The 27,000-nt window shown below is 41.7% G+C and carries 30 protein-coding genes and 1 riboswitch; of the genes, 25 read left to right on the plus strand and 5 right to left on the minus strand.

The genetic code is table 11. The annotated features are described in order from the left end of the window. Nucleotides 1-71: 71 nt before the first annotated feature. Nucleotides 72-332: a GlsB/YeaQ/YmgE family stress response membrane protein gene (locus BAE31_RS14340; RefSeq protein WP_024427360.1), complete on the minus strand. Its 261-nt coding sequence runs from the start codon at nt 330-332 to the stop codon at nt 72-74. Nucleotides 333-488: 156 nt separating this feature from the next. Here BAE31_RS14340 and BAE31_RS14345 point away from each other — a divergent pair, with 156 nt between their 5' ends. Continuing rightward, on the plus strand, nt 489-1,319 hold the full coding sequence (locus tag BAE31_RS14345) for an EcsC family protein (protein WP_073203922.1): 831 nt from the start codon (nt 489-491) through the stop codon (nt 1,317-1,319). Nucleotides 1,320-1,344: 25 nt separating this feature from the next. Here BAE31_RS14345 and BAE31_RS14350 read toward each other — a convergent pair whose 3' ends face one another. Beyond that, entirely contained in the window at nt 1,345-2,442 is a 1,098-nt protein-coding gene (locus BAE31_RS14350; protein WP_034283972.1) for a TRAP transporter substrate-binding protein, read from the minus strand. A 67-nt stretch (nt 2,443-2,509) separates the two neighbouring features. On the opposite strand from BAE31_RS14350, the gene BAE31_RS14355 reads away from it, so the two are divergent. The 8 genes from BAE31_RS14355 (at nt 2,510) to BAE31_RS14390 (ending at nt 11,189) form a co-directional block, all read left to right on the plus strand. Continuing rightward, nucleotides 2,510-4,129, plus strand: coding sequence for an ATP-binding protein (locus BAE31_RS14355; protein WP_076840811.1), 1,620 nt, complete (start codon nt 2,510-2,512; stop codon nt 4,127-4,129). Further along, nucleotides 4,126-4,809 (plus strand): response regulator, encoded by a 684-nt coding sequence (locus tag BAE31_RS14360; protein WP_076840764.1) that lies wholly within the window; start codon nt 4,126-4,128, stop codon nt 4,807-4,809. Before BAE31_RS14355 ends, BAE31_RS14360 begins: the two co-directional genes overlap by 4 nt. A gap of 124 nt (nt 4,810-4,933) precedes the next feature. Next, nucleotides 4,934-6,202 (plus strand): C4-dicarboxylate transporter DctP, encoded by a 1,269-nt coding sequence (gene dctP, locus BAE31_RS14365; protein ID WP_041107478.1) that lies wholly within the window; start codon nt 4,934-4,936, stop codon nt 6,200-6,202. 197 nt (nt 6,203-6,399) lie between these two features. Further along, a complete protein-coding gene (locus BAE31_RS14370; protein WP_041107476.1) occupies nt 6,400-7,422 on the plus strand; it encodes an AI-2E family transporter in 1,023 nt (340 codons plus the stop codon). Between the two features lie 63 nt (nt 7,423-7,485). Beyond that, nucleotides 7,486-7,619, plus strand: a riboswitch (cyclic di-AMP (ydaO/yuaA leader). A 77-nt stretch (nt 7,620-7,696) separates the two neighbouring features. Next, nucleotides 7,697-8,938: a dicarboxylate/amino acid:cation symporter gene (locus BAE31_RS14375; protein WP_041107474.1), complete on the plus strand. Its 1,242-nt coding sequence runs from the start codon at nt 7,697-7,699 to the stop codon at nt 8,936-8,938. Nucleotides 8,939-9,064: 126 nt separating this feature from the next. After that, the gene (locus BAE31_RS14380; RefSeq protein WP_076840765.1) at nt 9,065-9,976 is read left to right on the plus strand and encodes an ABC transporter ATP-binding protein; all 912 of its coding nucleotides are present in this window, start codon (nt 9,065-9,067) and stop codon (nt 9,974-9,976) included. After that, entirely contained in the window at nt 9,969-10,736 is a 768-nt protein-coding gene (locus BAE31_RS14385; RefSeq protein ID WP_076840766.1) for an ABC transporter permease, read from the plus strand. Before BAE31_RS14380 ends, BAE31_RS14385 begins: the two co-directional genes overlap by 8 nt. A gap of 117 nt (nt 10,737-10,853) precedes the next feature. Then, a complete protein-coding gene (locus tag BAE31_RS14390) occupies nt 10,854-11,189 on the plus strand; it encodes a hypothetical protein (protein ID WP_017366657.1) in 336 nt (111 codons plus the stop codon). 97 nt (nt 11,190-11,286) lie between these two features. Here the strand turns inward: BAE31_RS14390 and fbpB are convergent, their stop codons facing one another. Both fbpB and BAE31_RS14400 read right to left on the minus strand, forming a co-directional pair. Beyond that, a complete protein-coding gene (gene fbpB / locus BAE31_RS14395) occupies nt 11,287-11,436 on the minus strand; it encodes a Fur-regulated basic protein FbpB (protein WP_065215285.1) in 150 nt (49 codons plus the stop codon). A 315-nt stretch (nt 11,437-11,751) separates the two neighbouring features. Next, complete coding sequence (locus BAE31_RS14400) at nt 11,752-12,072, minus strand: thioredoxin family protein (protein ID WP_076840767.1); 321 nt, start codon at nt 12,070-12,072, stop codon at nt 11,752-11,754. A gap of 184 nt (nt 12,073-12,256) precedes the next feature. Between BAE31_RS14400 and BAE31_RS14405 the strand changes: the two genes are divergently transcribed. The 7 genes from BAE31_RS14405 (at nt 12,257) to BAE31_RS14435 (ending at nt 19,706) form a co-directional block, all read left to right on the plus strand. Next, nucleotides 12,257-13,339 carry a D-alanine--D-alanine ligase gene (locus BAE31_RS14405; RefSeq protein WP_041107469.1) on the plus strand — a complete coding sequence of 361 codons (1,083 nt, stop codon included), beginning with the start codon at nt 12,257-12,259 and terminating at the stop codon, nt 13,337-13,339. 80 nt (nt 13,340-13,419) lie between these two features. Then, entirely contained in the window at nt 13,420-14,784 is a 1,365-nt protein-coding gene (locus tag BAE31_RS14410) for a UDP-N-acetylmuramoyl-tripeptide--D-alanyl-D-alanine ligase (RefSeq protein WP_041107467.1), read from the plus strand. Nucleotides 14,785-14,802: 18 nt separating this feature from the next. Then, the gene (locus BAE31_RS14415) at nt 14,803-15,495 is read left to right on the plus strand and encodes an alpha/beta hydrolase (protein ID WP_041107465.1); all 693 of its coding nucleotides are present in this window, start codon (nt 14,803-14,805) and stop codon (nt 15,493-15,495) included. 127 nt (nt 15,496-15,622) lie between these two features. Then, a complete protein-coding gene (locus BAE31_RS14420) occupies nt 15,623-15,961 on the plus strand; it encodes an avidin-fold protein (protein WP_046313963.1) in 339 nt (112 codons plus the stop codon). 165 nt (nt 15,962-16,126) lie between these two features. Beyond that, entirely contained in the window at nt 16,127-17,626 is a 1,500-nt protein-coding gene (cshA, locus tag BAE31_RS14425; RefSeq protein ID WP_024427371.1) for a degradosome RNA helicase CshA, read from the plus strand. A gap of 114 nt (nt 17,627-17,740) precedes the next feature. Further along, nucleotides 17,741-18,220: a PH domain-containing protein gene (locus tag BAE31_RS14430; RefSeq protein WP_024425383.1), complete on the plus strand. Its 480-nt coding sequence runs from the start codon at nt 17,741-17,743 to the stop codon at nt 18,218-18,220. After that, nucleotides 18,210-19,706, plus strand: coding sequence for a PH domain-containing protein (locus BAE31_RS14435; RefSeq protein WP_076840768.1), 1,497 nt, complete (start codon nt 18,210-18,212; stop codon nt 19,704-19,706). Before BAE31_RS14430 ends, BAE31_RS14435 begins: the two co-directional genes overlap by 11 nt. Before the next feature lie 54 nt (nt 19,707-19,760). Here BAE31_RS14435 and BAE31_RS14440 read toward each other — a convergent pair whose 3' ends face one another. After that, nucleotides 19,761-20,366 carry a rhomboid family intramembrane serine protease gene (locus BAE31_RS14440; protein ID WP_076840769.1) on the minus strand — a complete coding sequence of 202 codons (606 nt, stop codon included), beginning with the start codon at nt 20,364-20,366 and terminating at the stop codon, nt 19,761-19,763. Nucleotides 20,367-20,460: 94 nt separating this feature from the next. Here BAE31_RS14440 and acpS point away from each other — a divergent pair, with 94 nt between their 5' ends. From acpS to BAE31_RS14485, 9 genes are all read left to right on the plus strand, one after another. Then, a complete protein-coding gene (gene acpS, locus BAE31_RS14445; RefSeq protein ID WP_076840770.1) occupies nt 20,461-20,826 on the plus strand; it encodes a holo-ACP synthase in 366 nt (121 codons plus the stop codon). A gap of 160 nt (nt 20,827-20,986) precedes the next feature. Next, nucleotides 20,987-22,003, plus strand: coding sequence for an outer membrane lipoprotein-sorting protein (locus BAE31_RS14450; RefSeq protein WP_139336391.1), 1,017 nt, complete (start codon nt 20,987-20,989; stop codon nt 22,001-22,003). Nucleotides 22,004-22,144: 141 nt separating this feature from the next. Further along, nucleotides 22,145-23,326 carry an alanine racemase gene (gene alr, locus BAE31_RS14455; protein WP_076840772.1) on the plus strand — a complete coding sequence of 394 codons (1,182 nt, stop codon included), beginning with the start codon at nt 22,145-22,147 and terminating at the stop codon, nt 23,324-23,326. Nucleotides 23,327-23,620: 294 nt separating this feature from the next. Then, complete coding sequence (locus BAE31_RS14460) at nt 23,621-23,902, plus strand: hypothetical protein (RefSeq protein WP_003214273.1); 282 nt, start codon at nt 23,621-23,623, stop codon at nt 23,900-23,902. A 4-nt stretch (nt 23,903-23,906) separates the two neighbouring features. Beyond that, on the plus strand, nt 23,907-24,257 hold the full coding sequence (ndoA, locus tag BAE31_RS14465) for a type II toxin-antitoxin system endoribonuclease NdoA (RefSeq protein ID WP_024425388.1): 351 nt from the start codon (nt 23,907-23,909) through the stop codon (nt 24,255-24,257). A 117-nt stretch (nt 24,258-24,374) separates the two neighbouring features. Then, nucleotides 24,375-25,205 carry an RsbT co-antagonist protein RsbRA gene (locus tag BAE31_RS14470; protein ID WP_076840773.1) on the plus strand — a complete coding sequence of 277 codons (831 nt, stop codon included), beginning with the start codon at nt 24,375-24,377 and terminating at the stop codon, nt 25,203-25,205. A 4-nt stretch (nt 25,206-25,209) separates the two neighbouring features. Further along, nucleotides 25,210-25,578 carry an RsbT antagonist protein RsbS gene (rsbS, locus tag BAE31_RS14475; protein ID WP_003214235.1) on the plus strand — a complete coding sequence of 123 codons (369 nt, stop codon included), beginning with the start codon at nt 25,210-25,212 and terminating at the stop codon, nt 25,576-25,578. Between the two features lie 2 nt (nt 25,579-25,580). Further along, nucleotides 25,581-25,982 (plus strand): anti-sigma regulatory factor, encoded by a 402-nt coding sequence (locus BAE31_RS14480; protein WP_024425390.1) that lies wholly within the window; start codon nt 25,581-25,583, stop codon nt 25,980-25,982. A 10-nt stretch (nt 25,983-25,992) separates the two neighbouring features. Beyond that, entirely contained in the window at nt 25,993-27,000 is a 1,008-nt protein-coding gene (locus BAE31_RS14485) for a PP2C family protein-serine/threonine phosphatase (RefSeq protein ID WP_024425391.1), read from the plus strand.

Genomic DNA, 27,000 nt, shown 5'->3' on the forward strand with positions numbered 1-27,000 from the left:
TGTCAACGCGCAACATAAAAAACACCGCCCCTTAGACGGTGTCCCTACTGCTTCCTCTGTTATTTGTTTTTTTAAGATACCCTTGATCCCACGCTGCGGAAGATCAGGCTTAAAATAATGACAAAGATGGCTGCTCCTAAGATCGCTGGAATGATCGCAAAGCCTGCCAGACTAGGACCCCACGTTCCAAGTAATCCATGACCAATCCAAGCGCCTACAAACCCGGCAATCATTGAGCCGATCCATCCTCCTGGTACACTGCCTCCAGCGAGTGCACTCCCAATGAGACCGATGACAATCGCCACAACTAATGAAATTAGAAATCCTAACATGTTGATCACTCCTCTTTTGTTTGTTTATTAAGCAATAACCGTTTTGAAAAAGATTAAAACCTTTCGGAACCGCTTCAATGTTCTATACGTATGATGGACAAGGATTGTGTATAATAACAGACAAATACTTCAGCGGCATCTAAGGAGGCATATGACATGGAGGAAAGAGAATGGCTAAAAGCACAATTAAAGGAGATTGAAAAGTGGGAGAAAGACCAGCAAAAGGTATGGTTTTGGGAGAAGCTCAGCCGCCTTCCATTTCAAATGCTGGACAAGCTGACGCCTGCTTTTATTCAGAAAAAAATCGGTGTGCTGCTAGACGAAATGGGTCATTACATTCAATCTGGCGGTGCCTATTTGACGTCGGAAAAAGGCATCATTCATCAATTTCAAAAGAAGTGTGAGGGCGAATCCATTCAGCGCATAGAGGATATTGGAAAGGCCCCGATCGAAATGATGGATGCCATTAGTGAACATATGGGGAAAAACAGAACGAATCTTGCGACGGTGCAAGGGGCGACAACTGGTGTCGGCGGAATGTTTACGCTAGCCGCTGATATTCCTGCGGTCCTGGGTCTCTCTCTGAAAACATTACAGGATATTGCCGTCACCTATGGCTATGATCCTAAAAACAAAGAGGAGCGGGTCTTCATCATTAAATGCTTGCAGCTGAACTCTGCGGATGTCGTTGGAAAGAAATCGATTCTAAAAGAGCTGAAAAGCTATCATGCATCCGAAGGGAAACATGAAAACATGATTTCCCAAATCCAAGGGTGGCGTGAGGTCGTCTATAATTACCGGGATTCGTTCGGCTGGAAGAAACTATTTCAGCTTGTGCCCATCGCTGGGATTTTGTTTGGTGCCGTTTCGAACCGCTCACAATTAAAAGGAATTGCCGAAACAGGCATGATGCAATACCGAAAGCGAAGAATTTTAACAAGATTAGAAGAGCTCACGCAGCAAGAACAGAGTGAGTCCGGCGCATAAAAAAATCCCATATCAAAGGGATTTTTTATTTGCTCTCATCCTCTTCCTGAAAAGCATGAATAGGTGAGTGTTCATAACGTGCACGCAGTTCGCGAATCTGTTTGATGAGGGTGGAGCCGATCGTTTTTTCGGCTTCATCATACAAAGGATCAAGGGCTTTCATCCATTTTTGTCTTTCAGCTGGCGTCAATTCATGAATGGCAATCGGCGATTCACGTTTAATGTCCTCCAGCTGATCTTTGTTCATCTGTTCTGCATGCTTTTCATTCCAAGCCGTTGTTTCTTCCATGGCTTCAAGTAAAATTCGTTTCGTTTCGGGTGTCTGGCGGTCAAAGAAGGATTGATCTGTTAAGACCACATAGCCTAAATACCCGTGATTGCTGATCGTCATATAGTCTTGTATATGATAGAATTTTTTTGAATAAATATTTGAAATGGTATTTTCTTCGCCGTCTACTTTTTTGGTTTCTAATAGCTGAAACGTTGAATTAAATGATTCCTGATAGGGCTTTGCGCCAAGGAGTTTGAATTGTTTTTCAATCATGTCGCTTTGCATAATGCGGAGAGACTGGTTTTTTAAATCAGCTGGCTGTTTGATGGGCCCTTTATTAGAGGTAATTTGCTTAAAGCCATTTGTCCAATAAGCCATTCCCTTTAATCCATCTTTTTGCAGCGTGCCAAACAACCGTTGTCCAATTGCACCGTGCAGGCCTTCTTGAACCGCATTGTAATTTGAAAAAGCAAAGGGAAGATCAAGTGCCAGCCACTCAGGGGACAGCATGCCGAGCTTCGAGGTAGACGGAGCGATAAATTGAACTTGATTCTCTTTGAGTGCATTAATCTCTTCAATATCAGAATAAAGGCTTCCGTTGGAGAAAATTTGAATGCTGATCTTTCCATCGGATTTTTCGTGCACGAGCTCAGCAAATTTCTTTGCGGCAAGTCCTTTAGGTGTATTGTCTGCCACGACATGGCTGAATTTGAACACAAGCTGGTCCTTCAGCCCTGTCTGTTCATCATCAAAGGTTGTCGCTGATTTTGGCATCATATGATAAAAACCAAAGTATAAAGCGGTTACAAAACCGATCATGAGCAATAGTGTATAAGCGAGTAAATTCTTCATGCGTCAGATCCCCCTTATGTCAAGCATACTTGACAGAGGAAGAATTCGTAAAGATACAGGTGAAAAAATGATGAGAAATCGATTGAAATTACAACAATTATCTATTAGATGGAAGCTTACCATCCTCACATATTTCGTTGTCATTTTCGCCCTTTTAATCGGAGGAATTGTTCTTGTTGGGGGAATTCAGCAAACAGAGGAACGGGAGCTTCGAAAAAGACTCATGAACACGGCGAGAACCGTGGCTGAGATGAATGAGGTGAAGCAGGCGTTAGCTGATCAGACAAAGGATCGTGATCAGTTACAGCATGCAATCGAAGAGATTCGGATTATTCAAGATGCTGACTATATTGTCGTGATGGATATGGATCATGTGAGATTAACGCATCCAGTGAAAACGAGGATTGGCCAGCGCTCAGAAGGAACTGATGAAGAGCCGGCTTTTGCAGAGCATATTTATTTCTCAGAAGCAGAGGGAGAGCTTGGAACAGCCATCAGAGCTTTTTATCCAGTCAAGGATGATCAATTTAATCAAACAGGGGTTGTGCTTGTAGGAAGAACTCTGCCAAGTATGGCAGATATATTAGGAGAAATGAAGCAGGATATCCTCATGATTCTCCTGCTGACGCTCAGCTTTGGGCTTGTGGGTTCATTTTTGCTCGCCCGTCATATTAAACAGCAAATGTTTAAGCTGGAGCCGCATGAGATTGTCAGAATGCTAGAGGAACGCACTGCAACCTTTCACTCTATTAATGAAGGGGTCATCGCCATTGATAATCAGCACATGATCACCATTTTTAATGAAAAGGCGAAGCAGATTTTTGGCGTAACAGGTGATGTCGTGGGCCGGAATATTTGGGGTGTGCTGTCTGATACAAGACTTCCTGAGATTATTGATCGCGCAGAACCCGTCTACAATGAAGAAATTCATATGAGCGGAAAGCGGATCATGAGCAGCCGGATTCCAATTGTCATGAAAAAGAAGATCATCGGAGCGGTCGCCATTTTTCAGGACCGGACAGAAGCGGCAAAATTGGCGGAGGAGCTCACAGGGGTTAAGAACTTTGTGGACGGTTTGCGGGTGCAAAACCATGAACATATGAATAAGCTTCATACGATTGCCGGGCTGATTCAGCTTGGTAAAGCCGATCAGGCGCTCGATCTAGCCTTTCAAACGACAGAGGAGCAGGAACATGTGACGGACTTTCTTCATCGCGTCATAGAGCATGATGCTGTCGCAGGGTTATTGATGAGCAAAATCAGAAGGGGCAAGGAGCTTGGCATCAAGGTCGAAGTAGATGAACATAGCTGTCTCCGTGATTTCCCAGAACGGCTTGATCAGCATGATATGACGAAGCTGCTTGGAAATCTCATTGAGAACGCCTTTGCCTCGTATGATACTGTAGAAAGAGACACAAAAGTCATTTCCATTAGTATCGATCAAACGGAGGATGTTCTTGCGATTTTAATTGAAGACAATGGCTCCGGCATCGAAGAGGAACTGATTCCTTCTATTTTCGATAAAGGCTTCACACACGGCAAAGAGGGTGGAACAGGCTATGGCTTGTATATTGTAAAAACGATTATCGACAAAGGGATGGGAAATGTAGAGGTCACATCAAGCATCGGCATTGGTACCACCTTCTCAATCGAATTCCCAATGACCATAGAGGAGAGAGACAGATGAATCAGATTAAGGTGCTGTTAATTGAAGATGACCCGATGGTGCAAGAAGTGAATAAAGAGTTCATTATGAGTGTTCCTGGCTTTCAAGTTGCAGCTATCGCTGGGAATGGGGAGCAGGGCATCCAGCTGATCAAAGAAATTCGTCCAGACCTCGTGGTACTTGATGTATATATGCCAAAAAAGGATGGCGTCAAAACGCTGCAAGACATCAGAAAACAGAAGATGAAAGTGGATGTGATTGTCATTTCAGCAGCGAAGGACAAAGAGACCATCGGCATCATGCTTCAAAATGGTGCGCGGGATTATATTATTAAACCATTCAAATTTGAACGAATGAAAGAATCACTTGAAAGCTATAAGGCGTTTAAATCAAAAATCCAAACTGCAGCAGAATTTTCTCAGGAGATGCTCGATGATATCATACGAAAGCCTGCTGTTAAGCAGGAAGATACTTGGCTTCCTAAAGGGCTGAATGTGCATACGATGAACGAAATTAAAGCGTATATGGGCTTGCAGGAAGGCGCGCAGTCTGCAGAAGAAGTCGCCAATTCACTTGGCATTGCCCGCGTCACGGCACGCCGGTATTTAGACTTCCTCGTCAAAGAAGGCGAGCTGAAATTAGATATGCAATATGGGGGGATTGGAAGGCCTGTGAATAAATATATCGTACATTCTGACTAAGAGACCAAAAAGACCAAAATGTACGATATGTCCATAAGCTTCACAGTCTTTGGTGAAATCGCTATCATTTATCTACAGATAATAGTTAAGCGTTTACATCAAAGGGTGAGGGAGTTGATTTTTTATGAAAAGGCTTTTGAAGAACCTGACATTTCAGGTGATTGCAGCTGTCATCATCGGGATCATTGTCGGGATGGTTTGGCCAAACGTCGGAAAAGAAATGAAGCCGCTTGGTGATACCTTTATCAATGCCGTTAAAATGGTCATTGCACCAATTATTTTCTTAACCATTGTTCTTGGTATTGCCAAGATGGGTGATATGAAAAAGGTTGGAAAAGTTGGGGGAAAAGCATTTATTTATTTTGAAGTCGTCACGACACTTGCTCTGGTCATCGGTCTTTTTGTTGTGAATATCATGAAGCCGGGTGCAGGTCTTGACTATAGCAAGCTTGAAAAAGGGGATGTCTCACAATATACCCAAAATGGCGGACAGGGTATCGACTGGATGGAATTTGTTACACACATCGTGCCATCTAACATGGTTGATGCTTTCGCAAAGGGTGATATTTTACAGGTCTTATTCTTCTCTATTTTATTCGGTGTTGCGCTCGCTGCTCTTGGCGAGAAGGGGAAAGGCATCATCGAATGGCTTGATAAGCTGTCACTTGTTTTCTTTAAAATCATTGGATATATCATGCGTGCTGCGCCGCTCGGTGCGTTTGGGGCAATGGCTTATACGATCGGACACTTTGGTTTAGCATCAATTAAACCGCTAGCGAGTCTGATGCTCTCCGTTTATATGACGATGTTCCTGTTCATCTTCGTTGTGCTGAACATCATTTGTAAAATGTATGGCTTCAGCCTGCTAGGTTATTTAAGGTTTATCAAGGATGAAATTTTGATTGTTCTTGGCACAAGCTCTTCAGAATCCGTGCTGCCAAGAATGATGGATAAAATGGAACGCTACGGGTGCTCTAAGTCTGTTGTTGGTCTTGTCATTCCAACAGGTTATTCCTTTAACCTAGACGGAACTTCAATCTATTTATCAATGGCCGTCGTCTTCTTGGCGCAAGTGTTTGGTGTAGACCTGTCGATTGGTCAGCAGATCACTATTATCCTTGTTCTGATGCTTACATCAAAGGGAGCAGCTGGGGTGACAGGAAGCGGATTTATCGTGCTTGCATCTACTCTTGCGGCACTACAGGTCATTCCGTTAGAGGGTCTAGCACTGCTGCTTGGGGTTGACCGCTTCATGAGTGAAGGAAGAGCGATTACAAACCTCATTGGAAATGGAATTGCAACAATTGTTGTCGCGAAGAGTGAAGGTGAATTTGACGAAGCGAAGAGCAAAACAGCACTTCAGGAAATGCGGAATATGAAGCAGGCTGTTTAGTATAAAAACAACCAAAAACCGAAACCTTATGTTCTACATGGGTTCGGTTTTTTTGTGTAAAAAAGAAAAACCAATAAAATTAATACAAATCGTAAGACCTCTTTGACCTTTTATTATATAATTTACAGAAAGATCCGATATAATGTATATCAGATACGATGAAAAATAGACTTTAGTCCTGGCAGGTGTGTAACGTAATGACGGCATTTTTAAAATTGTTCGAAAAACCCGGTGTTAAGCGGTTTTCAGTATTTGTAGTATTAGCCACAGCATTATATCTATTAAGAGGAATGATGAATTTAATCCTTTTGACCTTCATTTTCACCTTTTTGATGAATCGGTTGGAAGAGGTCATTAGAGGCTTTTTAAATCGCTTCCTGAAAATAGGACAGAAATCGGTCATTACCATTTTGTATATTCTTCTGGCTGGTGGATTGACATTTGGCGGATTCGTTTTTGTACCAATCATCGCCAAACAGGTAGAGCAGCTATTCCGTTTAGGAAAGAAAATTGCAGATCACCCACAAGATTTACCCTTCTTTGACGTCATCACGAACGTATTCGGAGATTTTAAAATATCAGCTTTCTTTGAGAAAGGGTTTAATTTCCTCTATACATACATAACCGATTTCAGCACGTTCAGTATCCAGGTCATTATGTCCTTAATATTAAGCATGTTCTTCCTGTTCGAAAAAGAACGCCTCATTCAATTCATGAACAAGTTCAAAACGAGTAAAATCTCCGTGTTCTATCATGAAATTGCCTTCTTTGGACGTAAATTTTCCCGAACGTTTGGAAAAGTACTTGAAGCTCAGTTTATTATTGCAACCGTTAATTGTGTGCTAACGACCATTGCGTTAGGCATTATGGGTTTTCCGCAGTTATTTGGATTAGCGGTCATGGTCTTTTTGCTAGGCTTAATCCCAGTAGCGGGTGTGGTTATCTCTCTTATTCCACTCAGCATCATTGCGTATACACTCGGAGGCGGAATGTATGTCCTGTATATTGTGCTGGTGATTGTGATTATCCATGCTATTGAAGCATACTTCTTGAATCCGAAGCTCATGTCAGCTAAAACAGAACTCCCTATTTTCTTCACGTTTATTGTGCTGATTTTCTCTGAACACTATATTGGCATTTGGGGACTTATCATCGGTATCCCAATCTTTGTCTTTATTTTAGATATTCTTGAAGTTACAAATAGGGAAGAAAGTAATTAAAAAGTTCATATGAACCTGTTTACAATTTTCTAAAAATAAGGTATAAATGGTATGAAAATATCATATTACCACACGCTTAATCCTTCTAAAGGAATGGGGGACCCATGTTTTTGGGGTGAATTTTTCTTATCTGAGAAAAAAGGACATCTCTTCGTCCTAACCCGTCAGCTAACCTCATCAGCGTGAAGAGAGTAGACAGTGGTACACGTAAGGACACGCAGGCCCACGAGAAAACTCTCTCGTGGGTCTTTTTGACGAGGAAGGGGAGATTTTATTGAAGCTGGCTACAAAAATTATTATTGCCCTTATTGTAGGTGCAATCACGGGACTTTTGCTTAACATTTTCGCTCCAAATGTATTCAAAACGTTAGACCCTTATCTATTCACACCTCTAGGTCAAATCTTCTTAAATCTAATCAAAATGCTAGTTGTACCGATCGTCTTCTTTTCCATTACACTTGGTGTGGCAGGCCTCGGCGATCCAAAAAAGCTTGGCAGAATTGGCGCAAAAAGCATCTTATATTTTCTACTGACCACAACATTCGCTATTATCATTGCGATGTCTTTGGCATTATTGATCAAACCTGGTTCCTTTGGTTCATTCGATACGAAAGGGGCAGAATACAAACCTCAAGAAGCACCATCAACGACCGACACTTTATTAAACATCATTCCATCAAATCCAGTTCAATCTTTAGTCGAAGGAAATATGCTGCAAATTATTGTATTCTGTGTTTTCTTAGGACTAGGAATTGCAGTGCTAGGTAAAAAGACAGAAGGATTACTCAAAATATTAGAACAAGGCAATGAACTCATGATGTACCTTGTAGGTGTGGTCATGAAATTTGCTCCATACGGAACATTCGGCTTAATTGTGACGGCGATTGGGAGTCAAGGTCTTGATGCCATTAAAGCCATGGGACTTTATTTTACAGTGGTGTTAGTAGCGCTATTGGTGCATTTCTTTCTCACTTACGGCTCAACGTTGGCTATATTTGCAAAAAGGAATCCATTTACATTCTTTAAAGACTTTTCACCTGCCATGGTCGTAGCCTTTAGTACGTCCAGCAGTAGTGCAGTTCTCCCTGTATCAATGGAAACCGCTCAAAAGAAATTGAAAGTACCTGAGCCGATCTCTAGTTTCGTACAGCCGTTAGGCGCTACGATCAATATGGATGGGACAGCGATTATGCAAGGGGTTGCAACCATTTTTATTGCTCAAGTGTTTGGTGTGGAGCTAACGCTGATGCAAATGCTCACAGTTGTATTAACGGCAGTTTTAGCCAGTATCGGGACAGCCGGTGTACCAGGCGTTGGCTTGATCATGCTTGCGATGGTCTTGAATTCAGTTGGACTTCCTGTCGAAGGCATTGCGCTTATTCTTGGAATCGACCGCCTACTAGATATGGCAAGAACCGTTGTCAATATTACAGGTGACGCAGCATGTGCGGTGATCGTGACAGAAACCGAGAAAAAACATGAGAAAGATACAGCTTCACCGAATCTATCCATGTAATGTGAAAGAAGGGCTGATTTGATCAGCCCTTTTTTTCATGGAGTCCCTTGTCCTGCGTGATATACTTTTAACAGAATGAGCGGCCATACATGCCGCCATAGGTTTACATCAGAAGGAGGAACTACTTTGCAGTCTGCTGTTTTAAAAGTAGAAAAAGTCGATAAACAAATTGGCCGGAAAATGATCTTACAGGATATTTCTATAGACATTGGGCAAGGAGAAATTGTTGGATTACTTGGACCCAATGGGTCTGGGAAAACAACTTTGATTCGATTGATCGTTGGCTTGATGAAAAAAAACAATGGCAACATCATAATCAATGGATATTCACAAGATGAGAATTTTCTCCAGGCGATGTCATCTGTTGGTGCGATCATAGAAAACCCAGAATTTTATTCGTATTTAACAGGGTTTGAAAACCTTGAAATGTATGCAGCGATGCACGATGGCGTGACCGAGGAACGCATTCAGGAAGTGGTGGAAAGAGTTCGTCTGGAGGATGCCATTCATCAGAAGGTCAAGACGTATTCACTAGGGATGAAACAAAGGCTTGGCATTGCACAAGCTATTTTGCATCGGCCGAACCTGCTCATTTTAGACGAACCGACAAATGGACTGGACCCTGCAGGAATGAAGGAATTCCGGGAGCACTTACAAATGCTTGTAAAGGAAGAAGGAACCTCGGTGTTATTTGCGACGCATTTATTGCATGAGGTAGAGGAGCTATGTGACCGCATGATTATCATTCAAAAGGGACAGATCAAAGCTAGTACTCATCTCCGGGATATGGAGGGGAAAGAGCAGGTGCTGATGAATATTCAGCCAGTAGAAAAGGCGGTCTCATGGCTTGACGCACACGACTATACATATGAACGAAATGGAGCGCGTGTACTGCTTCAACTGAACAAAGAACGTGTGCCAGAGCTGAACAAACAGCTTGTGCTGGCGGGATTTGATGTACTTGAAATGATGCCTCAAAAGCAGTCAATTGAAGAGGCGTTTATGAAATGGACGGAAGGCGGGACGACAGATGCTTAACCTCATCAAGAATGAGCATAAGAAAATCATGAAGAAAAAGATCACATTCATTGCTCTTTTATTGATCGTTGTATTTCAACTAGCCATGGCTCTAACCTTGAAACGAGTCATATCAAGCTTTGGTGGACAAGACACAGTCGCGAACTATTTTGCTTATTCCACGAACGTCGTGTTTATTTTGCAGGTACTTGCTGTCGTTATTGGCGCGACATTGATTTCAACAGAGTTTCAGAAAAGGACGATCAAGTTTTTATTGATCCGGCCAAAAACAAGACTGCACATTTTTCTGTCAAAATACATCATACTTGTGCTGACAGTCATTTATTTGTTTGTTTTTTATTATGTTTTGGCTTTTCTATTTGGTCTTATTTTCTTCGGTACTGATTTTGATGAAAGAACGGGGCAATTATTTCAGCATACGTTTGCCGTCATTGGATCTCAGTGGGTGGAAGTGATCATGATGGCAAGCTTTGCTTTTATGTGTTCCAGTTTGTTTAGAAACAGTCTTGTTGCCCTTGTGACCTCGTTTTTTGTTTTATATGCGGCGAAATCACTTGTACCCATCATGTCTCTCTTAGAAAATCAGTGGGGGAAAATCCTCCTTTTCGCGAATACGGACTTTACTCAGTATAGCTTTCAAGGACCGCCTCCTTTTCATGGGATGAGCATTTTGTTTTCTCTATTTATAGTAGGGGCGCATTTTGTTTTCTTTATTGGATTGGCTTGGATTCTTTTTTGGAAACGTGATGTAAATGTGTAAAAATTGTGTCAAATAACAAGAAAAATTCGTGACATCTTTGTGAAAACGAGTCTGTATTTCACGATAACCGGCTGATTTTGTCTTATAATAAGAAGGAGTCATGGAGGTGGCACTATCGTGAAAAATTTCATTACGGCTTTACCAATTTTGTTGCTGCTGTCGTTTTCGTTTGTGTCTTTTGCCTTCCAGTTTGATCACCTTGTTTATTTCAGACTAGCGCTGGGGATCTTTTCGTTAGCGGGTCTTTTCTTTCTGTATACACTTAAAAGAAACATGAAATGGTTCATGGTCTATTTATATGCGAGCTGGATCGTTCTTGCTGCCGTCACGACATTTGAGGAACCAGTCTTTTCTCAATTTTTCTTCGGTGGGTTAACGATGACAATGGGTTATCTCACATATATGCTCATTTATTTAGGAATGAAGCAGGACCGTGTAGCGAAATCACATTAAAACAAAAGCCGATAAAATCGAATAACAGATTTTATCGGCTTTTTTATTTTGTTGAAGCAGACAAAAGAGCAGTCAGTGATGACTGCTCCTCTAATAGTTATGATTCACGCCCAGCAGCTGCAAGCTGCTTCTGGTGTTTTTTGTCGATGGTTTCGTAAATACTTTCCATCATTTGAGGATCGCGCATGATGGCCTTTTTGTTCTCTTCAATCAATTGCTGGTAGGTTTTAATTTTCTTCTTAGACATGTGACTCATCGCTCCTTAATAAGAATGGACGTCTATAGGATTTCACATAGATGAAATTGATAATCATTTTCAATTAGCAATTCCATTATACAAAGACAAATGTCAGAAGTAAAGATTCAATTCAGAAAATTCACGTAACCGACATATTCCAAGCTCGTTCGACGCTGCATTCTTTCCCAGGAAATAATTTTGTCATGACTTGTCGTAAGTAAAACATCAATTTGAAACGTTTTGGCTGTGCAGCTCGTCTTATGAAGAGATTTAAAAAGAAAAAAGACATCAGCAAGAGTTTGCTGATGTCCTTCGTTTCATCAATTAAGAAACGTGCTCTTGAAGAAATTCTGTCACTTCTTCAGGCGATTTTGCGTTTGCACTGTGTAAATGACCTGTTTTTTCACCATTTTTGAAAATTAACAGGCTTGGAATGCCCATTACCTGATACGTTTCAGCTAATTCTGGGAAATCATCTTTATTTATTTCAAACCATTCATGGTGAGCATAAGCTTCTAGGATGTCTGGAATGAACATGTCCATTCTTGTGCAGTCAGGACACCATGTTGCAAAGAATTTAACGATGATTTCTTTGTCTGATTGAATCATTTCATTGAATTGTTCAGTACTTGTGATTTTTTTCAATTTGTCACAACTCCTTTTCAATGTCATTTTAATATAAAATAAAGGCGAATGACATACAAATGCTCGGGAGGCGCTTACAACCTTTACAAATCATTTCAATTACGTAACAACAAAAATTAATTAGAGCATTTTTGCTTGAAAGTGATAAGATAGTAAAGATGAATTTTAGTGGGGGGAGTATCCATTGAAAATAAGTTTAGGATTGATTTACGGCGGAAAGTCAGCCGAACATAATGTATCACTGCAAACAGCCCTTGCAGTTACAAAAGCACTTAACACTGAGAAGTTCGATATACATCCAATTTATATTACAGAAGAGGGTGAATGGTTAAGAGGAGAAAAACTCACTGAACCAGTATCAAACGTCAAAATGCTTCAATTTGAACAGAACGCAAAGACGTTTTTACCAACTTCTTTAAATGAAAGCATGTTTCCACAGCCTGCATCGGCTGATGAGAAAATTGATGTTGTCTTCCCGTTGCTGCACGGACCAAATGGAGAAGATGGCACAATGCAAGGATTACTTGAGCTGTTAAATATCCCGTATGTCGGCAACGGTGTTCTCGCGTCTGCCGCGGGTATGGATAAAGTCATGATGAAAGATGTTTTTGCACAAGCAGGACTTGCACAAGCAAAGCACCTTTCTTTCAATAAAAAAGACTACGAGAAAGCGACACCAGACAGCTTAGAACAGGTGGAAAAAGTACTGGGCTATCCATGCTTTGTGAAACCTGCCAATATGGGATCAAGTGTTGGAATTAGCAAATGCCGCAGCAAAGAAGAACTGCAGACTGCATTTGACCTCGCTTTCCAATATGATCGTCGTGTGGTCGTAGAAGAAGGCGTCGTTGGCAGAGAAATCGAGATTGGTGTATTAGGCAATGATGAGCCGAAATGCTCTGTCGTTGGTGAAATTGCGCCTAAAACAGATTTTTATGATTACAAAGCAAAATATGAAGATGGCGATACAGATTTGATCATTCCGGCGAGTGTGTCAGAGGATGAATATAAGACGATTCATGACATGGCGATTAAGGCATTTAAAGCCCTCGATGGATCTGGTCTCGTACGTGCAGACTTCTTCCTTACAGAAAAAGGTGAAGTGTTGATCAATGAAGTGAATACAATGCCTGGATTCACACCATTTAGTATGTTCCCATTACTTTGGAAACACACTGGTGTAGAGTATCCAGAGTTAATTGAAAAGCTGGTGTCACTTGCAATTGAACGCCATCAAGAAAAACAAACCATTAAAACAACTTTTTAATGTGAGCAGCAAGCAGACACTATCCTTAGGTAGTGTCTCTTTTCCTTCAAACGTGAAATGAGAAAGAGAGGCGAAAAATCATGATCAAACGTACAGTGAAACAAATCGCCCAAATGGCTGGTGGGACCCTATCTAATCAAGCTTTTGGCGAAGAGCAGATTCACGGAGTGACAACAGATACACGAAAAGTATCAAACGGCGCCCTGTTTATCCCGCTTATCGGAGAACATTTTAACGGTCATACATTTGCTTCAAAAGCAGTGGAGCTAGGAGCCTCAGCTGTTCTTTGGAATCAAAAAGAAGCCAATCCGCCAGAAGGCGTTCCAGTAATTCTTGTAGAGGATACACTAGCTGCGCTTCAACAGCTGGCGAAATCATACTTAAAAGAAGAAAACCCTCGTGTTGTCGGTATTACAGGAAGTAATGGGAAAACCACAACGAAAGACATGATTCATTCCGTCTTGCAAACAGCGTATCAAGTTCATAAAACAGACGGTAACTTTAATAATCATATCGGTCTTCCGCTCACCATTCTTGCAATGCCAGAAGGAACCGATATTGCGGTTTTGGAGATGGGCATGAGTGCAAAAGGCGAAATCGAATTTTTATCAGACCTCGCTGAGCCGGATGCAGCAGTCATCACAAATATCGGGGAATCTCATATGCAAGATTTAGGATCAAGAGAAGCCATTGCTGATGCAAAATGTGAGATCGTAAAAGGCTTAAAAGAAGACGGCATCTTTTATTACTTAGGTGATGAGCCTTTGCTTCGCGAAAGAGCAAGTTCACTCTCTCAGCGTGTAAAAACCTTTGGAGAAGCAGAGGACTGTGATATCAAGGTAACGCACATCAACCAGCTTGCAGAAGGAACAGAATTTCAGGTCGAAGGGTATGCCCAAGGTTTTCTCATTCCTGTATTAGGGAAACATAATGTGAAGAATGCACTTGCTGCTATTGCTATAGGCCAGCATTTTGGGCTGAATGAAAGACAAATTGCCCAGGGACTGATGCAAACGAAATTGACGGGGATGCGTCTTGAGCTGTTTAAAACAGACAAAGGAATCACTGTCATTAATGATGCGTATAATGCAAGTCCTACTTCTATGAAAGCAGCTATTGATCTTGTAGGGGATATGGACGGATTCGCCAATCGTATTCTTGTACTTGGAGATATGCTCGAAATGGGCAGTGAAGAAGAAATGTATCATTATGAACTTGGCCGTTACATCAAGCCGGAATTTATTGATCATGTCATGACGTATGGCCGTCTAGGTGCATTCATTGCTGAAGGAGCGAAAAAATCATTCGGGGCTGAGCACGTATTCTCCTTTATGGACAAAGAGGACCTGAAGAAAAAACTAGCTGAAGTGGCAGGGCCTGACGATGTTGTGCTTGTCAAAGCCTCACGCGGTATGAAATTGGAAGAAGTCATTACTGCACTATAAAAGTGAGAAGGTGACAGAATGATTGGCTGTTTATGTATCCACGGTTTTACGGGTGCCCCTTATGAAGTAGAACCGCTGGCGCAATATTTAAAACAGACGGCAGATTGGGAAGTGCAGTCTGTCACGCTTCCGGGGCATGGGGATGAGCTTCAGTTAAAAGGCATTCTTTATCAAGAATGGATAGCGACAGCTGAACTCGAACTTCTATCCCTTTATCGAACTTGTGACACCGTGTATTTGATCGGCTTTTCTATGGGCGGAATGATTGCTTCTTACTTAGCAGCGAAGTACCCAGTTGCCCGTCTCGTCCTATTAAGTGCTGCGGCTAAATATGTGAACCCAAAACAAATGATGCAAGACACAAGGCAGATGGTAAAGGAGTCCCTGTCTGGGTTAATTGATACAAACCCTTTGTATGATCGATATCGTCATAAGCTCACAAGCACGCCGCTGTCAGCTGCGATAGAATTTATGAAGCTGGTAAAGCAAACGAAGAATTCGCTTGAGAAGCTTCATCTGCCTGTGTTAATTGTTCAAGGTGAAAGCGACGGAATTGTGCCCGCTTCAAGTGCAGAATTTATTTATCATAAAGTCCCGTCTCGCCAGAAAGAAATGTTTTATTTGCCCGATTGTAAACATCATGTTTGTCATGAGCCATGTGCCCAGCAATTGTTTGAGAAAGTAGAACATTTTCTAAAAAAAGCAATTTAATATATAGAAAAGCTAAAATGTGGCTAAACTAATATAAATTGAATCCCACTTGTTAAAATTTGCATCATTTTTGTCGAATGAGTGACAGGCATATGGTACAATAGGAAAGAAAAGGTGGTTGATTCGGTTGTTTCAATATGACGGAAAAACCTTTATCCCGCAGTCTAATTCGAGTAACGGAGAAGTATCAGCAGGAACCATATTTCAATATCGTCAGGACGGGAATATATTAACGGGCACATATCAAGGCGGCAGTATTATATCAGGCGTACTTGTAGGAACTGTGAATGAGGATGGAACACTTCATTTTAGATACCACCATGTAAGCAAGGACGGCAGTATGAGAAGCGGGACTTGCAATTCCACTCCAAAGCAGCTGGATAACGGAAAAATTCAACTGTTTGAAAAGTGGAAATGGATGGACGGAGATCAAAGTGAAGGTGAATCTGTCATTGTAGAACAGTAGATATATCCATTTCTGTCTTGTTGAAAAACAAATAGTGTAATGGTAAGATATAAGGTAGGGTAATTCGGGCTTTGTATATAATGGACCTGTCCTTTCAGAAAAGGGCAGTTTTTAATGATCATTCACGAGATTACTGAAACAGCAATTAGAAGGAGTTTGAATAAATTGACTATAACGTTTCAAGATTTTCAATTAAGCGAAAGTCTCATGAAGGCTATTAACCGCATGGGATTTGAAGAAGCAACACCGATTCAAGCAGAAACGATTCCTCTCGGTCTTCAAAATAAAGATGTCATCGGACAAGCACAAACAGGAACAGGAAAAACTGCAGCATTTGGTATTCCTCTGGTTGAAAAAATCGACCCAGCGTCTCCAAATATCCAAGCGATTATTATTGCGCCAACAAGAGAATTAGCGATTCAAGTATCTGAAGAGCTATATAAAATCGGCCAAGACAAGCGTGCACGCGTACTTCCTATTTACGGTGGACAAGATATCGGCCGTCAAATCCGTTCGCTCAAGAAAAATCCTCATATCATCGTAGGGACTCCAGGACGTTTACTCGATCACATTAACCGTCGTACAATGCGTCTTCAAAACGTTGAAACAGTTGTGCTAGATGAAGCAGACGAAATGCTAAACATGGGTTTCATCGAAGACATTGAAGCGATCCTTTCAAATGTACCAAGTGAACACCAAACACTTTTATTCTCTGCGACAATGCCTGCACCAATTAAGCGCATTGCAGAGCGTTTCATGACAAACCCAGAACACGTAAAAGTAAAAGCGAAAGAAATGACTGTATCTAACATCCAACAGTTCTATTTGGATATTCACGAACGTAAAAAGTTTGATACATTGACTCGTCTTCTTGACATTCAATCACCTGAGCTTTCAATTGTCTTCGGCCGTACGAAACGCCGTGTTGACGAATTGACTGAAGCACTTAACCTTAGAGGTTATACAGCTGAAGGAATTCATGGTGACCTGACTCAAGCAAAACGTATGGTTGCACTTCGTAAATTCAAAGAGGGTTCAATCGATGTGCTTGTCGCAACAGACGTTGCAGCACGTGGACTTGATATCTCAGGCGTAACACACGTGTATAACTTTGACGTACCGCAAGATCCAGAAAGCTACGTGCACCGTATTGGACGTACAGGACGTGCTGGACGTACAGGTATGGCGATGACATTCATCACACCACGTGAAAAAGATATGCTTCGTGCGATTGAGCAAACGACTAAACGTAAAATGGATCGTATGAAAGAACCTACACTAGATGAGGCGATTGAAGGACAACAGCAAGTAACAGTTGACCGTCTACGCACAATCATCAGTGAAAACAACTTGAACTTCTACATGACAGCTGCTGCTGAATTGTTGGAAGATCATGATTCTGTAACAGTGGTTGCAGCTGCGATCAAAATGATGACAAAAGAGCCGGATGCAACGCCTGTTCGTTTAACAGATGAAGCACCGATGATTTCTAAACGTCATCGTAACAACCGCAGCTCTTCTAAACGCAGAGACGGCGGCGGTGGCGGAGGCTACCGTGGAAAAGGTAAGAACAGCCGTTCATCTTATGGTGATAAAAAGCGTTCTTCAAATGACCGCAATCGTTCTTCTAACGATCGTCGTCAAAAGAAATCTTATAACAACTAACATACAAGAGCGAATCCTTTGCAGGGTTCGCTTTTTTTAACAGGCTGAAATTGAAACTTTTTAGGCTTTGTTACGTAATATATTGATAGAAAAGTAAGAGAATGGGGGAAGAATGTGAGAAAACAGCCGCAACGTCAAATTAGTTTAAATGGTTTAAAGGTATGGCGTCTTCAAAATGGAATTATCTCATTGATTTTCTTACTCATCATCATTGGGGTATTTGTTGCTAGCTACTATTTTCAATGGCCATATTGGATTGGAGCGATCCTTTCTGGTTTATGGGTCTTACAGGTCATTTTTGGCATTTGGCTCATACCAAAAATCCGCCACCACATCTGGCGCTACGAAGTATTCGAAAATGAAATTGAAATACAGCATGGACTCATTCGCGTCACACGTGTCATTGTGCCAATGGTTCGTGTTCAGCATGTTGATACATCTCAAGGGCCGCTTTTAAGGCGCTACCGTTTGGCATCTGTTCAAATTTCGACTGCTGCCACAGTTCATGATATACCAGCGCTAGAATTAGAAGAGGCAGATGAGCTTCGTGATTACATATCTCGTTTAGCAAGGGTGACGGAAGATGATGTCTGAACCAAAACGTGTACATCCCATTTCGATGTTCATTGATTTTATAGCAGATGCTGTATCCATGATCAAAAACTTCATTATCCCTTTTTTCGTGTTGATTTTTGTGAACTCGAATTCGAGCATTCGCTTTTATGCATTTATCATTCTTGGTGTGCTTCTTTTGTGGAAAGCCGTTTTTACCATTTTAGAATGGAGACGATTCACTTACCGGATGGAAGACGATGAATTTCGTGTGGAATCGGGTGTGATTACGAAAAAGAAAAAATATATCTCGTTAGAACGAATTCAAACGGTTAATACAAGTGAAGGCATTTTTCAGCGGATTTTCGGTTTAGTGCGGGTTCAAATCGAAACGGCAGGCGGAACGGATGGTCCAGAAGTGAGCCTGACCGCGATTACAAAAGCAGAAGCGGAACAATTAAAGCAGTCGATTTTCAACCGGAAGAAAAGCTTGCAGGAAGAAGAAATGACGGATGAAGCAGGTGATCTGCCTGGCCATTTGACTGCGCAAAAACCTATGCAGGAAGAAATCAATGTCTCCTATCGTATGGGTGTGCCAGAATTGCTTTTGGCTGCGACCACTTCAAGCGGTATTGGTGTCATTATCTCCGGGTGTCTCGCCATCTACACGCAAATAGATGAAATTCTCCCTTTGGACGGGTTCATCAAGCAGTTCTCTTTTTTAAGTCATGCGAGCATTGAAATCTATGCGATTTTAATATTTCTTGCCGTATTGATCGCTTGGATCCTGAGTGTTGGGGTAACAGCACTTCAGTATGCAAATTTTGCTGCAAAACGAAAAGGGAATGACATCATCATTACAAGAGGGCTCATCGAGAGACATCAAATGACCATTCCACTTGCGAGAATTCAAGCAGTGAAAATCAAAGAGAATATGATCCGTGAGCCTTTTGGCTTTGCGACCGTGATGCTTGTTAGTGCAGGAGGTTCAATGACAGAGAAAGAAACCTCTTCCGTCTTATTTCCGCTCATTCGCAAGAAAAAAATAAATGAATTGCTGTCACAATTCACCGATCATTATCATGTAGCACCAGAAACAGAGCTGAAAAAAGTGCCAAAACGTTCACTCAAACGCTACCTGATCTCATATGGTTTTGTGCCGTTACTTGTAGGTGTCATCCTGTCGGTACGCTTTCCGCCATGGGGATATTTGGGACTCATTCCGTTACCACTAGCTCTATTCTTTGGCTATTTAGCTTATAAACAATCAGGATATACAATCAAAGATTCATTGATTCAAATGACATCAAGAGGCATTGGCAAGACCACTGGCATTGTCTTGAGAAAACGAATGCAAAACTATACGATGACGCAATCTTTTTTCCAAAAGAAAGGCCGGGTCGCAAGTATTCACACCTTTGTGAAATCCTCTGCGCTGCTTGATTCCTTTGGTGTGCATCACCTTGAGGAAGAAGATGCGGCACGTGTATTTGATTGGTATTCGTATGAAAAAAATCAATCGTCTTAAACGAAAAATGTCGATCAGCTCCTGCTTGAGGAGTGATCGACATTTTTTATGAGATCAATAGCGTCTTTTTTTCGAATGGAAAAGCAGCGTAATCGGTGCTAGAATCATACCGCCGATCAATCCAAATAAGTGAGCCATGATATTGATGTTCGAATTGACGAACGTCATGATGACAGAAACAGCAAGAATCGTTAAAATCACTTGTGAATTTCCGCGGTCCATCATGTGCGGTTTAAACAGGACAAGGTATAGATAAACCCCAAACAAACCGAAGATCGCACCAGAAGCGCCAACGTGTACATACTCTAAAGGCTCCACCCAATAGGTTCCGAGATTGCCAATGAATCCTGCACCAAGATAAATGATCAGAAATCGAACCTTCCCAAGCAAATGTTCAAGCGCTGGGGCGAATAAGAAAAGAGACATGGAATTAAATAAAATATGCGTGAGACTTCCGTGAAGAAAAATAGGTGTGACGAGCCGCCACCATTCTCCAGCCGCTACACCATAATTGAAACCGACGAGATGATCCTGTCCAAGCTGTATAATAGGGATAGGAACCGCAAATATAAGCCACAGGCCAATTTGTAAAACAAGGATCGCTGTTACGATTGGATACGATCTAATAAATTGTTGAAAGCTCTCCGTTCGAATAAACATAACAAACCCCTTTTGACTAGATAATGGTAAGTTTATAGTAACACGTTTATGAAGCGAACACTTAAATTAGTACGAGTATCATAGGAGGTACCTCATGATTAAAGGAATAGGCATTGATATTGTAGAGATCGACCGTCTTTCGCGAGTACTCAGCAGACAGCCTCGTTTACCGGAACGCATTTTGACTTTAAGTGAACAGGGCGTCTTTCGTACACTTAATGAAAAAAGACAGCTGGAATTTTTGGCAGGGCGCTTTGCGGCAAAGGAAGCTTTCGCTAAAGCATACGGAACAGGAATCGGTCAGCATTTAAGCTTTCATGACATAGACATTCAAAAAGACGATAAGGGAAAACCCTTCATCAAAAGCAAGAAAGCAGAGGGAGATCAGGTTCATGTGTCCATTACCCATACAAAGGAATATGCTGCTGCACAAGTTTTAATTGAAAGGTTGTCAAGCTAGTCTGCATATTGTTTGTCCCCCCTTCATATATTGGGTAGTGCGATAAGGAAGGGCGAGTTGCTAACAGGCTTTGATGGTTCGCGGTACGCAGTTAACTCTTGAGGCGTACTGTTAAAGTCAAACAAGCGGTTTCTTCCTTTTAACACAATTAACGAAGGGGTTGAAAAGGGTGAGAAAAAGCTTTGTTTTGCTTGTAACGGGAATCCTTTTTGTACTGATTCTCTCCGCATGCGGTCAAAAATCTCAGCAAGATATCGTTGGAGATTTAAACAAAAAGGCAGAGGAAATGACATCATACAAAGCCAAAGCAAAAATGACCATTGAGACAGGAAATGACCCGCAGGAGTACCATGTAGAAATTTGGTACAAAAAGCCGGAGCTTTACCGTGTCTATTTAGAAAATCCGAAAAAGGATCAGAGTCAAGTCATTTTAAGAAATGGCAATGGTGTGTTTGTGCTGACACCTTCATTGAACAAGAGCTTCCGTTTCCATAGTGATTGGCCGAATAATAGCAGTCAGGTCTATTTATTCGAATCACTTGTGAAGGATATTAAAAATGACAGCGCAGCTCAGTTCAAAGCGAAAGAGTCAAAGTATGTGTTCGAAACGAAGACCAATTATCAGCACAACCAAATGCTGCCTACCCAAGAGATTACCTTTCATAAGAAAACAATGGCGCCTGCCAGTGTGAAAGTGCTGGATAGCGACAAAAAGCCAATGGTGAAAGTGGAATTCTCTCACTTTGAATTCAATAAATCCTTTGACAAAGATGCATTTGATGAGAAGAAAAACATGACACTCTCTCAAATGGATGTTGCCACAAGTGCAGACCCATCTGACAGCTTTGCGGTGAAAACACCAGTTGATATGCCAGAAGGCGTGAAGAAGATGGAAGAGAAAGAAATGACGACAGATGCTGGGAAGCGTTATGTGATTACGTACGGCGGCAAGAAATCCTTCACACTCATTCAGGAAAAAGCGCGAGTAGCTGAAGCGTCTACGCCTGTCACGATGAACGGCGAGCCGGTCGATCTTGGTATGACAGTAGGGGTTCTGACAGATCAATCCCTCTCATGGACATCTGACGGAGTTGACTACTTAATTTCCTCAAGTGATCTATCGAAAGAAGAGCTTTTGATGGTCGCAAAGAGTGTAGAAGGCCAGTCAGCTAAATAAATGAAGTTCTCAGGCGGAAAGCCTTAATAAATGAAGCATCAGCCCTGTGCAAGGGCTGATTTTCTTTGATTTGTTTCACATTATTCTTGATTTTTAGTATCATATGAAGGGATTGAATCATTCAATAGGGAAGTGTGACTGATGGACACAAATGCCTTTTATAGAGACACATGGGCAGAAATTAATTTAACAGCAATCAAGCACAATGTTTCACATATGAAAGATCATATCGGTCAAAATGTTCAATTGATGGCCGTTGTGAAAGCCAATGCATATGGACATGGAGATATAGAAGTGGCAAGAGCTGCCCTCAAAGCAGGAGCAGACTTGTTAGCTGTCGCCTTTTTAGATGAGGCCATTTCTTTAAGAAATCAAGGCATTAAAGCACCGATTCTTGTACTCGGCGCAGTACCGCCGGAGTATGTCAAAACCGCTGTTCGATACAATGTGATCATGACCGCTTACTCCATAGAGTGGCTGAGGGAAGTCGACGCTATGGTGAAAGGGCAGATGGGACAACCCATTCGTTTTCATTTGAAAATAGACAGCGGAATGAACCGTTTAGGTGTGAAAACGTTGGAGCAAGTCAGCGAAGTAAAGAAGCTTGTCAGCGAGCATGCTTATTTACAGCTGGAAGGTGTATTTACTCACTTTGCGACCGCGGATGAAAAGGATGAGAACTATTTTGATCGGCAGGTCGACACCTTTCAAACCCTGCTTCAGCCGCTTCATACGGAGAAGCTGCTCGTTCATTGTGCCAATAGTGCAGCGGGTTTAAGGTTTAAAGAAGTGTTGTTTAATATGGTTCGCTTCGGCATCAGTATGTACGGGCTGTCACCATCAGAGGAAATCAAAGATGAACTTCCTTTCAAGCTGAAAGAAGCCATGTCTCTTCATACAAAGCTTGCCCATGTGAAGCTTATTCAAAAGGGTGAGAGTGTCAGCTATGGGGCGACGTATACAGCTAATCAAGATACATGGATCGGTACGGTACCAGTCGGCTATGCAGACGGGTGGATTCGGAAGCTGGCAGGCACGGAAGTACTTGTTGGCGGAAAGCGCCGGAAGATTGCCGGAAGGGTATGTATGGATCAATTCATGGTTGAACTGAAAGAGAATCTTCCGGCAGGGGAGCCAGTCGTTTTGATTGGTGGACAAGGTGAAGAAATGGTATCAGTCGATGAAATTGCAAATAGGCTTGAAACCATTAACTATGAAGTCACTTGCTCCATTGGCCACCGCGTCCCAAGAGTATATATAGAGGACGGCAAAAGGGTGCATGTGCGGAATCCGCTGCTTCAAGGCGGGTCAAGCTTTTTCTAAGCAGCTTTCACAGGAACGATCGTCAAACTGACATCGTTCCTTTTTATTCGACAAAAAAGGGGTAAACATTCTCCCTTTTTTAGAGATTTTGGAAATACCGTATGATTTTCGGAAAAAAGCGTATAATGTGAAAGAGGAACTCCATTATCATCTTTGATTTACGGGTGAACAGCCGCTTCATGTTCTAATAAGAAATCATGAAAAAACAGCTTTGCTTGCGCATTGAATAATGGTATGATTAGTCTTGGAATGGATCGAAACGGTATCCGTAAGTTTTGTGGAGGTGTATGTTTTTTGTCTGAATCCAGCGCAACAAACGAAATGAAGATTCGACTACCGGAGGCTTTGATGTCTGAAATCGAACGAGTAGCAGAGCAGGATAAGGTAACAAGAAATGAATTGATCTACCGAGCGACAAAAACGTATATTCGTGAACGTAATATTCGACAAAATCGTGAATCGATGAGACGCGGCTACATGGAGATGGCGAAAATTAATCTGAATATCTCTTCAGAGGCACAATACGCAGAATTTGAGGCTGAGAATACAGTTGAGCGATTAGTCAGCGGGGGTTAAACATTTGATTGTTAAACGCGGTGATGTTTACTTTGCTGATTTATCTCCTGTTGTTGGCTCCGAGCAGGGCGGGGTTCGCCCAGTATTGGTGATTCAAAATGACATTGGAAATCGCTTCAGCCCGACTGCTATCGTTGCAGCCATAACAGCCCAAATACAAAAAGCGAAATTACCGACTCACGTCGAAATTGATGCAAAGCGCTACGGCTTTGAACGAGATTCTGTCATTCTCTTGGAGCAGATTCGTACAATCGATAAACAAAGATTGACAGATAAAATCACACATCTTGATGATGAGATGATGGAGAAGGTTGATGAAGCCTTACAAGTGAGTTTGGCTCTTATTGATTTTTAATATGGTGAAATTTGGTTGCTCTCTTGGGAGCAACTTTTTTTTGTGTTCAATTTTTATTAACGTTATAATGAAGAAAGACTAAAAAGAAGTGCTGTTTATGTACGTAGGGGGTAAAACATGTCGAATCATATCGTGTTAGCTTTTGCAAGAGAGCATCGAGAGGAATTACAAAAAGAGTGGACGGACATTTTTAGACGACTCGGAGAAAAGGAAACGGACATGATGCTGAACGACAATATGTATGAAACCATCTGTTCGGAATATGTTCAATTAATCATTACATCTCTTTCAGAAGGGTATGCTGAAGATTTTGAAGAAAAAGTCCAAACTTTTGCTTTAAAAATTGTTCAAATGGGTATATCACTTAAGTTACTGGCAAATGGTCTAACAGAAATCCGTACTCATTTATATCAAAAAATGAACGATGACAAAAATACAACAGAAGAAAGTCATGACCTCATCTGGCAAATTGATCGATTCATCACACCTATTCATAACGAGATCTTAAACCAGTATTCCATCTCATGGGAGAAAACAGTCAACCTTCAAAAAATCGCGCTGCAGGAACTTTCTGCCCCGCTGATCCCAGTATTTGAGCACATTACCGTCATGCCGCTTGTTGGAACAATCGACACAGAACGTGCCAAAAAAATTATGGAGAATCTGCTCAACGGTGTCGTCAAACATCGCTCACAAGTCGTCTTAATTGATATTACGGGTGTACCTGTCGTTGACACAATGGTGGCCCATCATATCATTCAAGCATCAGAGGCTGTGAGATTAGTAGGTGCGAAGTGCTTGCTTGTCGGTATTCGTCCAGAAATAGCCCAAACCATTGTGAACCTTGGAATTGATTTATCTCAAGTTACAACAAAGAATACCCTTCAAAAAGGAATTCAAACTGCTTTGGAAATGACAAATCGAAAAATTGTTTCATTGGAGGGATAACCCAGTGAGAAATCACCCGAAGATTCCAATCTTAAAACTATATAACTGTCTTCTGATTTCGATACAGTGGGAGCTTGATGATCAAACAGCTCTCCACTTTCAAGAAGACTTGCTGAATAAAATTCATGAAACAGGAGCAAACGGTGTTGTCATTGACCTTACATCCGTTGACATGATTGATTCCTTTATTGCAAAGGTATTAGGTGATGTGATCACGATGTCCAAGCTCATGGGAGCAAAAGTTGTATTAACAGGAATACAGCCGGCAGTCGCTGTGACGCTGATTGAACTTGGAATATCGCTTGAAGAAATTCAGACAGCACTAGATCTTGAACAAGGGCTTGAGACACTGAAGCGGGAATTGGGGGAATAGATATGAAAGACCAATCCTGTGTAAGAATATTGACGGAATGGGACATAGTCGCAGCAAGACAACTGGGGCGCAATGTTGCAAAAGAACTTGGATTTGGAACAGTTGACCAAGCAAGAATTACGACGGCCATTTCAGAATTAGCTCGAAACATTTATTTATACGCTGGTAAAGGTCAGATTTGTATAGATGAAGTGATGGAGCGCGGAAAGCGTGGACTCAAAGTCATCGCAGCCGATGAGGGGCCAGGTATCATGGATATACGTAAAGTAATGGAAGACGGATTTTCAACATCAGGTGGACTCGGAGCAGGTCTTCCGGGCGTCAGACGACTGATGGATGAATTTAAATTAGATTCTGCACCAGAACAAGGAACGGAGATACAAGCTGTTAAGTGGCTTCGCTAGGAGGGAAACCATGGATTTTAAGGAGGTAATGGAGCAGCGGTACCATCAGCTGCTCAGTCGTTATATCAGTGATTTAACTGAAACATCGCTTTATCAAGCTCAAAAATTTAGCCGTAAAACCATTGAGCATCAAATACCTCCTGAAGAAATAGTGAGTGTTCACCGAAAAGTGATTCAGGAGCTTTACCCTGATTTGCCGGAAGATGTTTTTCATTCACTAGACTTCTTAATTGAAGTCATGATTGGGTACGGACTTGCCTACCAAGAACATTTAACACTCAGAGGCATCCAGCAAGAAATAAAATCTGAAATCGAAATTGCTGCAAATGTTCAGCAAACCCTTCTGGAAACGAAAATTCCAGAAGGAGATACCTTTGATATTGGTGCGATTAGTGTACCGGCAAAACAGATGAGTGGAGATTATTACCACTTTGTGACGGATCACGATACAATCAATATCGCGATCGCAGATGTCATTGGAAAGGGAATTCCGGCTGCGCTCTGTATGTCGATGATTAAATATGCGATGGATTCCTTGCCAGAGTCAGGGAGCGGCCCAACAAAGGTGCTGAAAACCCTGAATCGTGTAGTCGAGCAAAACGTAGACCCAAGTATGTTTATCACAATGTTCTATGGCAGCTATAATAAAGAAACGCATGAGTTTAAATACGCATCGGCTGGTCATGAGCCGGGCTTTTTCTATTGCAAAAAAGAGAACACATTTTACGATTTAGATGCAAAAGGGCTTGTCCTTGGGATCGCACCAGACTTTGACTACAGACAGTACGAGAAGCATTTGGACGCAGGAGACATGGTGATCTTATTCTCTGATGGGGTCACAGAATCCAAGTCAGAGGATGGTTTCTTAGAGCGGGAGGACATCAAAACACTCATATCAGAGCACCTATCCTATTCAGCTCAAGAAATGGTGGATGCCATCTACGCCAGCTTACTCAAACTGCAGGATTTTCAGCTGCACGATGACTTTACTTTACTTGTTCTCAAAAGAAAGGTTTAG

The sequence above is a fragment of the Bacillus sp. I-2 genome (assembly GCF_001974945.1).
Lineage (GTDB): Bacteria > Bacillota > Bacilli > Bacillales > Bacillaceae > Bacillus > Bacillus safensis.